The 14,217-nt window shown below is 44.2% G+C and carries 10 protein-coding genes; 4 read left to right on the top strand and 6 right to left on the bottom strand.

The genetic code is table 11. The features are described 5' to 3' along the window. Positions 1 to 5: 5 nt before the first annotated feature. Positions 6 to 455 (bottom strand): TlpA disulfide reductase family protein, encoded by a 450-nt coding sequence (locus tag ACTD55_RS07345; protein ID WP_438863836.1) that lies wholly within the window; start codon positions 453 to 455, stop codon positions 6 to 8. A 246-nt stretch (positions 456 to 701) separates the two neighbouring features. Then, positions 702 to 2,573, bottom strand: coding sequence for a M2 family metallopeptidase (locus ACTD55_RS07340; protein WP_438863674.1), 1,872 nt, complete (start codon positions 2,571 to 2,573; stop codon positions 702 to 704). 182 nt (positions 2,574 to 2,755) lie between these two features. Here ACTD55_RS07340 and ACTD55_RS07335 point away from each other — a divergent pair, with 182 nt between their 5' ends. The 3 genes from ACTD55_RS07335 to nagZ all read left to right on the top strand — a co-directional run bounded on the left by ACTD55_RS07335 (position 2,756) and on the right by nagZ (position 7,108). Continuing rightward, positions 2,756 to 3,436 carry a TetR/AcrR family transcriptional regulator gene (locus tag ACTD55_RS07335; RefSeq protein WP_438863673.1) on the top strand — a complete coding sequence of 227 codons (681 nt, stop codon included), beginning with the start codon at positions 2,756 to 2,758 and terminating at the stop codon, positions 3,434 to 3,436. 12 nt (positions 3,437 to 3,448) lie between these two features. Next, positions 3,449 to 5,770, top strand: coding sequence for an acyl-CoA dehydrogenase (locus ACTD55_RS07330; protein WP_438863672.1), 2,322 nt, complete (start codon positions 3,449 to 3,451; stop codon positions 5,768 to 5,770). A gap of 342 nt (positions 5,771 to 6,112) precedes the next feature. Then, positions 6,113 to 7,108, top strand: a complete 996-nt coding sequence (nagZ, locus tag ACTD55_RS07325) for a beta-N-acetylhexosaminidase (RefSeq protein ID WP_438863671.1) — start codon at positions 6,113 to 6,115, stop codon at positions 7,106 to 7,108. Positions 7,109 to 7,130: 22 nt separating this feature from the next. On the opposite strand, the gene ACTD55_RS07320 is transcribed toward nagZ, so the two are convergent. The 4 genes from ACTD55_RS07320 to ACTD55_RS07305 are packed head-to-tail and all read right to left on the bottom strand — an operon-like array spanning position 7,131 to position 12,874. After that, the gene (locus tag ACTD55_RS07320; RefSeq protein ID WP_438863670.1) at positions 7,131 to 7,646 is read right to left on the bottom strand and encodes a cob(I)yrinic acid a,c-diamide adenosyltransferase; all 516 of its coding nucleotides are present in this window, start codon (positions 7,644 to 7,646) and stop codon (positions 7,131 to 7,133) included. Between the two features lie 3 nt (positions 7,647 to 7,649). Further along, positions 7,650 to 8,801, bottom strand: coding sequence for a CsiV family protein (locus tag ACTD55_RS07315; RefSeq protein WP_438863669.1), 1,152 nt, complete (start codon positions 8,799 to 8,801; stop codon positions 7,650 to 7,652). Then, the gene (mfd, locus tag ACTD55_RS07310) at positions 8,798 to 12,286 is read right to left on the bottom strand and encodes a transcription-repair coupling factor (RefSeq protein WP_438863668.1); all 3,489 of its coding nucleotides are present in this window, start codon (positions 12,284 to 12,286) and stop codon (positions 8,798 to 8,800) included. Before mfd ends, ACTD55_RS07315 begins: the two co-directional genes overlap by 4 nt. Positions 12,287 to 12,289: 3 nt before the next feature. Continuing rightward, the gene (locus ACTD55_RS07305; protein ID WP_438863667.1) at positions 12,290 to 12,874 is read right to left on the bottom strand and encodes a PilZ domain-containing protein; all 585 of its coding nucleotides are present in this window, start codon (positions 12,872 to 12,874) and stop codon (positions 12,290 to 12,292) included. A gap of 127 nt (positions 12,875 to 13,001) precedes the next feature. On the opposite strand from ACTD55_RS07305, the gene ACTD55_RS07300 reads away from it, so the two are divergent. Continuing rightward, positions 13,002 to 14,210 carry a lipoprotein-releasing ABC transporter permease subunit gene (locus ACTD55_RS07300; RefSeq protein WP_438863666.1) on the top strand — a complete coding sequence of 403 codons (1,209 nt, stop codon included), beginning with the start codon at positions 13,002 to 13,004 and terminating at the stop codon, positions 14,208 to 14,210. Positions 14,211 to 14,217 lie beyond the last annotated feature (7 nt).

The following is a 14,217-nucleotide window of genomic DNA, read 5'->3' as shown; positions in this document are numbered from 1 at the left end:
TGTGGTTACTCCGTTTTATTAAGTAATGTAAGTAATTCATGTTCATAACCGCTTTGCTTATCGACGAAGAATCCTTGATGGGAGTAACGTATAGTGCCGCTGCGGTCTATTAGGAAACTACTGGGCATTCCCAATAGATCATATAGCTCGGCAATGCTTCCTGTAGGATTAAAAACAATCGGAAATTGAGCCGGTATATGTTGTAAAAATTGTTTGGCCATTGCGGTATCACTATCCAGATTAACCGCTAGCACGACTAATCCCTTGTCTGCATATTGCTGATGCATTGTATTCATCCAGGGGAACGACTTTCGGCATGGCTTGCACCATGATGCCCAGAAATCGAGATAAATCACCTTACCTTTTAAATCAGATAGCGAATCAGCAAGCGTTGTGTCGTTGATTGGAAAGTCAGGAGCTGGCTTAGCCAAAGTACACGCACTAAAACATGCCATGAAACAAATAAGTAGGAAACGCAAATTAAGTACTCCAACCGTTACTACGATGTGGGTAACGTTACTAGCAAATACTTAACGATAGCTTAAGCCTGACATTTTGGTGTGAGGCGAAGGTTCAACCAGAACCCATGCGTTCCCAAGTGGTAATCAAATGACGATATTTTTATTTAGAGGGGTAATAATGACAAAAGCCGACTGGCGAAATCCGTTCCGCCAGCCAGCAGCCAGAATGATAATCCTATTTTACCAGCCGCAGGTGCGACCTTTATTTTGCTCATCCAGCCAGGCTTTTAATGGTGCAAAATAGTCCAGGACTGCAGTGGCATCCATTTCTCTTGAACCGGTTAGGGTTTGTAGTGCGTCTTGCCAAGGTTTACTTTGCCCCATGGCGAGCATGTTATTTAGCGCTTCACCGGCTTTTTTGCTGCCATATATGGAACAGCGATGCACTGGACCTTCATCGCCGGCAATTTCACACAACGCTTTGTGGAATTGGAACTGGAGAATATGAGCCAAAAAATAGCGAGTGTAGGGCACATTAGCGGGAACATGATATTTTGCCCCAGGATCAAAGGCATCGGCAGGGCGCTCAATCGGTGCTTTCACTCCTTGATACTTTTCCCGTAATTGCCACCAAACGGTATTGTAATCTTCTGGTGCGACCTCTCCTGACAACACTTTCCAGCGCCATTGGTCAACCATCAATCCAAAAGGTAAGAACGCTATTTTATCCAGTGCAACCTGCATAAGCATGCCTATATCATTGGATTCATCCGGAATTTTATCAATAAGACCAATCTGTTTTAGATATTTGGGGGTAATGGATAACGCAATGGTATCGCCTATCGCCTCATGGAACCCGTCATTCGCTGAACTTCGATAGAGTAGTGGTTCATTTTTGTAGGCTCGTTGATAATAATTATGCCCCAGTTCGTGATGTATCACGTTGAATTCTTCACCTGTTTTCTGGATACACATTTTAATTCGAAGGTCATCTTTATCATCCAAATCCCAGGCTGAGGCATGACAAACCACATCTCTATCAGCGGGTTTTGTAAATAGTGAGCGTTCCCAGAATGTATCAGGTAAAGGCTCGAATCCTAACGAAGAAAAGAAAGATTCTGCTTGTTTAACCATTTTAATTTCATCATAGCCCTGAGTTTCAAGGGCGTTGGTGACATCAGGAACGTCCATTTTTTGATCCGGCTTAACCAGTTCATAAATATTGCCCCAGGTCTGCGCCCACATATTACCGAGTAAATGCGCGGGAATAGGCTGGTCTTGTAACACGACATCTTCACCATAATATTCCCCCAATTTTGCTCTTACATGGCAGTGTAGAGCTTCGTAGAATGGCTTAACCTGATCCCATGCCTTATCCAGTGTTGCGGGGAACTCATCGGCTGGCATATCATATTTACTTCGCCAAAGTTCGCTAACATTAGCAAAACCGAGTTCATGCGCTCCTTCATTAGCCAGTTCAATTTGCTCTTCAAACATTGCCTTCATGGGGGGAGAGACTTCGCGCCAGCCTTTCCAATACTCGAGCAATAAATCCGGATCACGACTCTTGGCCATAAAGGCTGTCATATCACCTAAGCTAAAACATTCATCTTTATTCCGACAATATTGACCTTTTCCATACATGCCATTTAATTCAGAACTAATTTTTGCCAACCGTTCTGATTTGTCCGGGTCGGCTGGAGGAGGCATGGTTAATGAGTAGCGCAATAAATCTAGTTGGCGACGTGTATCAAAATCCACATCGACCTCATTAAATTGTGCGGCTTGCTTGGCCAGTTCAGATGCTCGACTGGATAGTTTTTCACTTAAGTAGGATTCCACCGCAGCGGTATCGTAATTAATATTGGTGTTATACACCCAAGAAGCCTGGGCGGCAGGTAATTGAATTTTTTCCAGATCATGTTGGGCCATGGTTAAGAATGCTGCGGCATCTTGCGCAGTCAGAGCAGTGTTTGCGTGTGTCGTATCTCCGCTATTAACAGCGGGAACATTTTTTTCTGGTGTATCGGGTTTTTCTGGTTTTTTTTGTGGTGTACAGGCGATTAACGAGGCAACGACTAATGCACTGAGGGTAAATTTGCGTTTGATCATATTGTCCATTCCTTGATTGTTTTATTTTTAAGCATTTTAGTATAGCAAACAACGGGTTGTTGTCTGTCGTCAGCCATAGTCGTGGCTTGAACAATGTTAAATACTAAATAATTCAAACGCGCGCTTGAATTTTGTCTCGTTTACTTATAAATTCAAACTCTCGTTTGAAATGGCTGTTTAATATGAGTGTGACCACCAAAACTGAAATTCTTGATGCTGCCGAGCTACTGTTTGCTGAACATGGCTTTGCCGATACATCATTGCGGGCGATAACCACTAAAGCGTCAGTAAATTTGGCTTCAGTGAATTATCACTTTGGTTCAAAAAAAATGTTAATCCAGGAGGTATTGCAACGCTATTTGCAAGTGTTGGCACCTGCGCTGGAAAAGCAGTTAACTGTGCTGCTACAACACAATCCGCAACCTACTATGGATCAGGTATTCAATAGTTTAGTGGAGCCTTTATTGTTACTTAATTCAGTACAGAAACAGGGAACGGCAATTTTTGTGCAGCTTTTAGGTCGTGGATACTCTGAATCTCAGGGGCATTTACGCAAATATATTCAAACCCATTATGGGGGAGTGCTGAAACGTTTTGTAGAAGCGGTTCATCTGGCTGCCCCTGAATTACCAGCAAGCGAAATATTTTGGCGTTTACATTTTGCCATCGGCACTTTCGTTTTCACCATGGCATCAAGTAAAGCGCTAGGTGATATTGCCGCGGCAGATTACCAACAAATAGTTAATATAGAAGGGATTATCAAACGACTCATTCCTTATATTTCAGCCGGTACTGTCGCACCAATCAATGTGCCAGTTCCAACTAATAATAATACTAATCACTCTGTTCTCGACATAGCTTAAGAAGGTACCAACATGTCTATTTTACTCATTATTATCGTTGCTTTGGCCATTGTGCTGGGCGTAACCGGGATAAGGCGTAGCCTGATTACCAAACCGGTGTTTGATATTTTCAAAAAGATCTTGCCTCCCATGTCGAGTACCGAACGCGAAGCGATGGAGTCCGGTTCTATTTGGTGGGAAGGAGAATTGTTTAAAGGCAAACCAGACTGGAATACCTTGCATGCTTATGCCAAACCACGGTTAAGCGATGAAGAGCAAGCGTTTGTGGATAATCAGCTCGAAACGCTGCTGGCGATGCTGGATGACTATAAAATTGTCCATGAAGATAAAGACTTGCCTAAACCGGTCTGGGATTACCTGCGGAACAACGGCTTTTTCGCCATGATTATTCCTAAATCCTTTGGTGGCTTAGAGTTTTCTGCGATTGCCAGTTCAACTATTGTGTCGCGGATTTCGAGTCGTTCACTAAGCTGTGCTGTAACGGTAATGGTGCCTAACTCTTTAGGCCCAGGTGAGCTGTTAATGCATTATGGGACCCAGCAACAGAAAGAATTTTGGTTACCCCGATTAGCAGATGGAACCGATATTCCCTGTTTTGCCTTAACTGCTCCTGAAGCCGGTTCTGACGCTGGCGGGATTCCTGATACTGGCGTGGTATGTAAAGGGACACATGAAGGTAAAGAAGTGTTAGGGCTGAAACTGAATTGGGATAAGCGTTACATTACCTTGGCCCCGGTTTCTACCGTGTTAGGTTTAGCGTTTAAAATGTACGATCCTGACGGCTTATTAGGGGATCAAAAAGAGCTCGGTATTACCTGTGCGTTAATTCCTACCAGTCATGAAGGGGTGAATATTGGCGATCGCCATTTTCCGGTCGCGATGGCCTTTATGAACGGCACCACTAGTGGTAAAGATGTCTTTATCCCGCTGGATTGGATTATTGGTGGACCTGATTATGCCGGCCGTGGCTGGCGCATGTTGGTGGAGTGTTTATCTGCGGGACGTGGTATTTCATTACCGGCACTGGCTACCTCTACCGCGCATTTATCCGCCCGTACGACCGGGGCTTATTCGGCCATTCGTAAGCAGTTTGGATTGTCTATCGGTAAATTCGAAGGCGTACAGGAAGCGATGGGCCGGATTGGTGGATTAACCTATACATTGGAAGCGATGCGTACGATGACGGCGGGAGCCATTGATTTAGGTGAAAGCCCATCGGTGGTAACGGCTATTGCCAAGTATCATATGACCGAAATGTCGCGGGAATTACTTAACGATGCAATGGATATTCACTCGGGCAAAGGGGTACAAATCGGGCCAATGAACTATTTGGCTCATCAGTACTTTGGGACGCCAGTGGCGATTACAGTTGAAGGGGCGAATATTCTGACCCGTAACCTGATGATTTTTGGCCAAGGTGCAACCCGTTGTCATCCATATGTGTTTGCAGAAATGGAAGCCGCGGCTAATGCGGATAAAGAGCAAGGCTTAAAAGATTTCGATAAGTTGTTGGTTAACCACGTCGGGTTCGCAACTAAAAACTTCTTTGGTTCATTATTCCAGGGGTTAACCGGAGGACGTTTTAACGGTGCACCAGTGTCGGGTGTTACAGCATCTTACTACAAGCAATTATCCCGTATGTCGAAAGGGTTGGCGTTAGCTGCTGATTTTTCCATGTTGATATTAGGTGGAGACTTAAAACGTAAGGAAATGATTTCTGCCCGTTTGGGTGATGTATTGAGCCAGCTATATATTGCTTCCTGTATCCTGAAACGCTATGAAGATGACGGCCGTCAGGTGGCCGATTTACCTTTCGTACAATACAGTTTGGAGCGTTGTTTATTTAAAATTGGTGTTGCGTTTGACGGATTTTTCCAAAACTTCACCAGCCGTTTTGTGGCGCGGGTATTAAAACTGGTTATTTTCCCTTACGGGATTAATTACCAAATGCCTAAAGATGATGTCACTCAACAAGTCAGTAACGCCTTGATGCAACCTGGTGTAGCTAGAGATCGTCTAACTCACTTATGTTATATCGGTAAGCAAGACGATGATTCAGTAGGGGTTGTTGAAAGTGCATTTTTAGCCATGCACGAAGTGGTCGCAATTGAGAAGAAAATTCTTGTTGCGCAAAAAGAAGGATTGATCCCGCGTAAAACCATTTTCCAGCAAACGGTGGACAATGCGCTGCAAAAAGAAGTGATTTCCGAGCATGAAGCGGAACAACTGAAACGAGCAGAGGCGTTACGTGTTAAAGCGATTAGTGTTGATACGTTCAAGCCAGGCGTACTGGAAGGAAAGCAACAGGAACAAGATAAGCAATCTGTCGCCTAATATATTGATTTAATAACTAAAAACGCCGCTATATATGGTTGTATATAGCGGCGTTTTTGATCCTGTTTGGTAAAATAATAAGCTAGCAAACGAGGTCATTACTGAATTACAGACAAAAAAAAGCGCACATAAAGCGCGCTCAAGGCATGTAACTGGAGAATCGCTCATATTATAAGCATTTATTGCGGGGTAATTGAAGTAATATTTTACTTTATGGCAAATTAATTATTGTGGCTTAATTTATCCTCTTATATCACCTATCCGCTTTTAAAATTATTCCTCATCTTTTATAGTCGCCTATCTAACTGACTCTTTTAATTGAAGGTTTTCATGGGTCCTTTAATGCTGGATTTATCAGCTTACGAGATTAATGCTGATGAAAAAGAAATTCTCGATCATCCTTTGGTTGGCGGGATAATTTTGTTTAGTCGCAACTATCATGACCACGCTCAATTAACTGAATTAACCCGACAAATCCGCACCTATTCGCGCAATCAGGTGTTGATTGCTGTGGATCAGGAAGGCGGGCGGGTACAGCGTTTTAAAGAAGGATTCAGTCCCATTCCGGCGATGGGCAGAATATATACTAATGCCAGTTCAGATATGGAAATCGCCAGTCCCAATGCGGAAATGCTTGGTTGGCTGATGGCCGCCGAGATATTGGCCTTCGATATTGATATTAGTTTCGCTCCTGTACTGGATATTTGCGGAGTGTCTGAGATGATCGGTGATCGCAGCTTTCATCAAAAAGAAACCATTATAATCGAGTTAGCCAGTCGTTTTATTCAGGGAATGCATCAAGCCGGAATGAAATCCTGTGCCAAGCATTTTCCTGGTCATGGCAGCGTGTTGGAGGATTCCCACACTAGCAGTCCGGTGGATAAACGTTCTGCGGAAGAAATCATGAGTAGCGATATGCGGGTTTTTACCGAAGTACATCAGCGCGGATTACTGGATGCGGTTATGCCGGCTCATGTTGTTTACCCTAAAGTGGATAAGCTTCCTGCAGGGTTTTCGAGTAAATGGTTAAGAGAAATTTTACGTAAAAAGCTCGATTTTGACGGTGTGGTCTTTTCCGATGATTTATCCATGCATGGTGCTTCAGTGGTAGGGGGATTTGCTGACCGGGCGAAGGCAGCCATGCAAGCTGGCTGCGATATGGTATTGGTGTGTAACAACCAGGCCGGAGCTATCCAAGTGCTAGATGGTTTACCTATTGATTATCAAGCCAGCGACAGATTAAAGACCATGGCTAAACCGACCAGTCCGACAATGGCAACCTTGAAAGAGTCTTCAAAATGGCAACAAGCCCAGCAAGTACTTGAACGCTTTTCTTAAGTTGTCTCGTTTTCAGGAAAAATTACACTTTTGCTTCTGGTTCACCGCTGGCAAAATTAATGTGTCGTGCCAGTACGTAAAAGTAATCGGATAAGCGGTTGATATAACTTAAATTTAACTCTGCCACTTGGTGCTGTTCGGTCAGTCTTACCAGATGACGTTCGGCACGTCTTGCCACGGTGCGACAAATATGGGCCTGGCTGGCTGCAAGCGTACCGCCGGGAAGGATAAAGCTGGTTTGGGCGGGTAAATTAGCCTGCATGTCATCAATTGCTCGTTCCAGTTTATCCAAATCGTGGGCTGATAACTGACTGGTTGCTGAAATGGCAAATCCAATCTGAAATAAGGCTTGTTGTATTTCTGTCAGCAGAGCAGGTGCTTGGCTGGTTAACTGTGCTGTTAACATACCGATATGTGCATTTAATTCATCCAGCGTACCGTAACATTCCAGTTCATTGGCGGATTTCTTCAGGCGTAATGGTTTATCGGCATAAATTTGGGTCTCACCTTTATCACCACCTTTGGTATATATTTTCATCAATTAATTCTGCTCTTCTTTAGGCAGTGCAGGGATATGATAGCGACGAATTTGGACAATCATACCAATGTAGGGGTGATCAAAATAATGGATTTCCTGACTAATAACGCGGCGTAATTGTTTAAACGGATAGCTATATAAAAACTGTTCCGGAGGCCCGTTAAGATGATTGGTTTGAGCGGTTAGCGTTGTGTCCAAGGCATCTGGTTTACGATAGTTAAACTGACTATCGATATGTAAATAGGGCACCCGGTTAATATATTGCAAATAAACTTTGAATAAACCGTCTAATTGCCACACTTGTGCCGGAATTTGACCGGAAAACTCCTGTTGTACAAATTCTTCCTTCTTTTTGATGATTGCTGGCAACGCATCATTTTTGAGGGCCAGTTCAATTCGTTCAACCAGATTTTGATGGGGTTGGGTATCAGCAGCTTCTAGAAGGGGGCTATTGATTGGTTCCGGGGCAAGTTGATTTCCCCAATAATCAAATTGATCCGAATAATTATGACCGGCAAATAGACGGATGGCTTTAGCGTTATCGCGTCCAAACACCACCTGTTGACGCCATCCCACATGGAGCATGGGCTGAACCCCGCGTAACCGGTTAAGTTGCTGATAAATTGAATTTAATTCTAGTTGTTCGGCACTGAGTAAATGGCTGGCAACCGGATAACGTTGACTTATTCCGCTAATATGCACCGGAACCTCAGTAGGTAAGGGAGGTTTTATTTTGGGGTCAAACCAGTTTTGTTCAGTTAAACAATCCAGTCGAGTTAGCTGTTGCCAGTTCGGTGGTGCGAACCAGTATGGCAATATCACGGGCGTAACCGTGGAGTTGCTTAAGTCTGGATCCCAGAGCGGATTGCCCTCAAGACGAAATGTTGCCATTGGAAAATGCTCGGACGCTTGGCAAGCCGGTAACATTTGCTGTAAGTATGATAAATCCGGGGCCAAATATGCCGTCAACAGATCTGTTGAGCGATGGACATCGATAGGTTTAACTACCGGTTCAAAAACCTCATCGACCTGTTCTGCATCACGACTAAATAAGATCACTTCAACATCAAACCACCAATCTTGTTCTTCGCTAATGACAGAAGGACTAATCAAACTGGTTGCTAATAAGGCAAAGGGCCATAATTTATTTATCAAGATGCTGTCGCCTGCATGTGTTGTGAGAATTCGTTCAGCATATCGCTGATCAGTTCAATTCTCTGCTGATTATCGTCGGCATTTAAGCTTAACTTCAGTTTTTGTGGACCATCCAGTTTAAACCTATCTGAACGGGTTTGAATTAGCTTAATAATATAACCGGGATCAATTCGAGTGTGTTCGCTGAATTCAATTATGCCACCGCGAGCATGAGCTTCAACTTTTTTAATCCCAATTTGCTGTGAAAGTAGTTTTAATTCACTGACTTTAAACAAATTTTTAGCCGCTGGTGGAAGTAAACCAAAGCGATCAATCAATTCAATCTGGATTTCATCTAAATCATTTTTATTTTTGCCGCTGGCAATTTTTTTGTATAGGGACAAGCGCGTATTTACGTCCCCGATATAATCTTCCGGTAATAGCGTTGGCAGACGTAAATCAATTTCAGTTTGAGTCGCCATCACCGCTTCTAGAGAGGGTTCTTTGCCTTCTTTCAGGGCTTTTACCGCTTGTTCCAACATTTCCATATACAGTGAGAACCCTACGGAGGCAATTTGGCCTGACTGATCGTCACCGAGTAATTCGCCGGCTCCACGGATCTCTAAATCATGGGTCGCCAAGGTGAATCCGCTACCTAAATCCTCAGCGCTGGCAATGGCGTCAAGACGTTTTTTGGCGTCTTTGGTAATACGTTTAGGATGGGGCGTGAGTAAATAGGCATAAGCCTGATGATGGGAACGTCCCACCCGGCCACGCAGTTGGTGCATTTGGGCTAAACCGAGATGATCTGCTCTATCCATAATAATGGTATTGGCCGAGGGCACATCAATACCGGTTTCGATAATGGTGGTACAGAGCAACAAATTAAAACGCTGATGATAAAAGTCCGTCATAACCCGTTCTAGTTCTTTCTCACGCATTTGCCCGTGACCGATAGCAATTCTTGCTTCAGGAACAATTTCAGCCAGTTCCTGAGCGGTTTTTTCGATACTGTCTACTTCGTTATGCAGGAAATACACTTGCCCACCACGTAATATTTCTCGCATGATGGCTTCGCGAATAATATTCTTATCCCGCTGATGGACAAAGGTTTTGATTGCTAAACGTTTAGCTGGTGGAGTGGCGATAATGGATAAATCGCGCATGCCGCTAAAAGCCATATTAAGAGTACGGGGGATGGGAGTGGCCGTTAAGGTTAAAATATCTACCTCGGCGCGCAAGGCCTTAAATTTATCTTTTTGGCGTACACCAAAACGGTGTTCCTCATCAATAATGACCAGCCCCAGATTATCGAATTTAACGTCATCCTGTAACAATTTATGGGTACCGATAACAATGTCCACTTTACCTTCATCTAACCCCGATATTGTGCCTTTTTGTTCTTTGCCAGAACGAAAACGGGACATGACCTCGATGCGGAATGGCCAGTTGGCAAAACGATCTTTAAAGTTATCGTAATGTTGTTGGGCTAATAAGGTAGTAGGCACCAAAATCGCCACTTGTTTGCCATCGTTGGCAGCTAAAAAGGCGGCGCGCATTGCTACTTCGGTTTTGCCGAATCCAACATCCCCACAGACTAATCTATCCATGGCACTATCGCGGCCCATATCGTTGATCACAGCACTGATAGCTTGCTGTTGATCGGGGGTTTCTTCAAACGCAAAACTGTCGGCAAAAGCCCGGTATTCATCCCAGTTTATTGGGTACGCGTAACCAGGTTTGGCGGCTCGTTGGGCATAAACATCCAATAATTGTGCTGCCACATCACGTACTCTTTCAGCAGCTTTGCTTTTTGCTTTACTCCAGGTGTCTGATCCTAATTGGTGTAAAGGTGCATGCTCATTATCGCCACCACTATAACGGCTGATTAAATGTAATGAAGCGACGGGAACGTAAAGCTTGGATTGCTTGGCGTACTCGATACATAAATACTCGGTGTTGATACCCCCTGCATCCAGAGTTTGCAAGCCAAGATAACGGCCTACACCGTGATCAAGATGCACCACAGGCTGGCCAATGGATAATTCGGCCAGATTGCGAATAACCGCATTTTCATCGGTTGCTTGACGTTTATCTCGCAAACGTCGTTGACTAATTCGATGTCCGAGTAATTCTGTTTCGGTGATAAAGGCTAACTTTTTGCCTTGCTGTTCGAGTAAAAAACTATGTTCGGCCCAGCCGATGCTGATACCAATCGCTTCACCGCTGTCAAAGAAAGCCTGCAAGTGTTCAAATTCGTGGGGTTTATGACCCATTTTTGCCAGTAGCTCTAACAAACTTTCCCGTCGTCCTTGGGATTCGGCACTGAACATGACCAAGCGACCTTCCGCTTGCCAGTCTTTTATGGCCTGTTGTATTGAGGCATTAGGGACTTTTAGATTGGGTTTTATCGCTATATCACCGATAACGGCAGTAGCAAAGTTACTCCTACCGGCTTTTTCTTCAATTGGCTGTACCGATAAACTGATGCGGGGCCATTGTTTGTATTGAGCAAACAATTCTTCCTGCCGCAAAAATAAATCAGCAGGCGCCATTAACGGGCGTAACGGATTATAACGATGCTGTTCGTAGCGTTCGCTGAGATCACGCCAATAAAATTCAATTGAAGGTTTAAGATCACCCAAATTGATAATTAAGGTGTCTTGATGCAAATAGTCGAACAATGTGGCGGTTTGCTTAAAAAACAGCGGTAAATAATATTCGATACCGGCGGGCATCATGCCCTTGCTAACCTGATAAAATAGTGATTCTTTAGCGTTGCTGGCATCAAATTTATCGACAAACTGCTGACGAAATAAATCAATCGCCTTATCATCAGTGGGAAATTCATGGGCAGGTAACAGTCTAATTTTACTGACTTTATCACCACCGCGTTGAGTTTCAGGATCGAACAAACGAATACTGTCTACTTCGTTATCAAATAAATCAATCCGATAAGGATGACGGGAGCCCATGGGAAATAAATCAACAATACTGCCACGGATGGAGTATTCCCCATGGCTCATTACCTGCGAAACGGAATAGTAACCGGCGCGCTGCATATTGCTGCGGAAATCGTCGATATTTAGCATATCGCCCTGATTGAGTAGCAGGAGATATTGAGCCAAATAGTCCACTGGTGCCAGGCGCAGCAACAAGGTATTAACCGGTACTATAAATACACCAGGCTTTGGCTGGGTTAGGCGATATAAGGTTTCCAGTCGTTGCGAAATAATATCTTGGTGTGGTGAAAATGTATCATAGGGCAGGGTTTCCCAATCGGGAAAAACCTTGACCGGCAACGTCGAAGGATTAAGGAAATAGTCTAACTCTTGTTGTAACTTGACAGCAGAAGGCGTGTCTGCGGTCACAATGAGTACTGAACTGGAACGACTTTTTACAGCATTGGCGATGGCCAACGCCATACTACTGCCCTGTAAATTTCCCCAATAGAGGTGATCACCCTTGCCTTTGGGCAGGGTGGGAGCATAAATATTTTGTGTCATGTGTTATGTATTTCGACGCTTTTTAAGTTGTTGTGTTTGTAAATGCAAGCTGGCTCTAACCAGCAACTCCTGATCTTCTTCTCTGATCCGGTTAAAAATAAGCGAGATATGGTACTGCTCATCAACCGCTTGGCAAGCAATAACTTCGGCATAACAAAAAACAGCTGCTGCTTCTTCGGTTAAAAATAGTTTAAGTTCGGCTTTTGATTCCACGTCAACAGGGGTATCACTAACTAAAGTCACGCCGCCACCGCCAAATTCGAGACTGGTATAGCGGTTTTCTGCAACATCCTGATGTTGCAGCACTATTGACATGATCAGATCAATTTTGCGCGACTGCATTTTTAAATAATTAACCAGCTCTACGGCTTGTTCACCCAAGTTACGTAAGGGGCGCAGCGCGTTAGCCTCAATGCCGGACACTTCACAGGCGACGCGAAATTCATAGGGCATATGTTCACTTAACTCAGCCTGGCTGGGCAATACAAATGAGTCTGGCAAAGGAAGCATATTCACCTTAATGGCATGTTTTATGGTGAAAAACTCATGAAATTGTTGTTGTTTTTGTTGCAGACTTAAATTGTCCATTATTACTCCGCTTGTGTGACCGTGGGCTTACACGTATCATCTTGATCCATTAAGGAAACCATAAGGGCGGTTAACTGGCAAGCAGCTGGTGACTTTCCTGAACCTAACTGACCTCAAATAACCCGATATGTTTCAACCTACCTTTGCATTTATCGGCCTGCGCTATGCTCGTGCCAGTAAAACTTCGCATTTTATTGCGTTTATTAATTTCTTTTCCGTGATGGGCATTGCTTTGGGCATGACGGCTTTAATTGTGGTTTCATCGGTAATGAATGGTTTTGAAAGTCAACTCAAACAACGGATTTTAGGCATAGTGCCCCATCTTCTGGTGCAAAGTGCCGGTCAACCGAATGATTTTACCTCACAGCTGTTATCTATCCCCCATGTACAAGGGGCGGGCTTGCAAATTGAAGCCGAAGGGTTAATTCAAGGTCAACGTGGATTGCAGGGCGTTGTGTTGCAAGGGATCACGCCAGACACAATGGATAAATATTCAGCCATTGCCAGCAAAATGCTGATTGGCAGCTTGAAGGATTTGCAAGACAAAACCTATCGGGTGGTGATGGGCGCATCGTTGGCCAGGGAGCTAGGCGTACAGACCGGTGATGAGGTGCGTATTATTGTTGCTGGTGCGACGGTTTATAGTCCTATCGGTCCCATTCCTAGTCAACGTAAATTTGTGGTCAGCGGGTTATTTGACTTAAGTTCAGAACTGGATGACAAAGTGGTGTTGCTCAATATCGATGATAGCGCGAGGTTATTACGCCAGCATACCGATAGTATTGCCCAGACCCGTTTATTCCTCGACGACGCGTTTAATTATTTAAGCGTGGTTGAGCAGATTAAACACCTCGTTGATGTGCCAGTGCGCAGTTGGCGGGAAAGGGAAGGTGCGTTATTTGATGCGGTTAAAATGGAAAAAAACATGATGGGGTTGATGCTTTTGTTAATTATTGCCGTGGCGGCTTTTAATATTGTGTCGGCGCTAGTGATGGTGGTGACCGAGAAACGCGGTGATATCGCCATTTTGCGCACTCAAGGTATGACTGCGGGCGATATATTACGCATATTCTTGACGAATGGATTGTATAACGGCTTAAAAGGAACGCTATTAGGTTTGCTGGGAGGATTAGTCATTGCCAATCAATTAAATAACATCACCGGTTTAATCGGACTGGTTCCTATTCCTGGTGCAACCGGCTTGCCTGTTGTTATTGATCCGCAGCAGATCATCGGTATTGTGATTTTTTCATTGATCCTGACCTTTGTCGCCACCTTATATCCGGCTTACCGCGCAGCGAATGTCGCGCCAGCCTCTGCCTTAAGATACGAGTAGTAGCAAT

The sequence above is a fragment of the Neptunicella sp. genome (assembly GCF_048268085.1).
In the GTDB taxonomy this organism is placed as follows: domain Bacteria; phylum Pseudomonadota; class Gammaproteobacteria; order Enterobacterales; family Alteromonadaceae; genus Neptunicella.
This window is presented reverse-complemented; position numbering and strand designations above follow the sequence as displayed.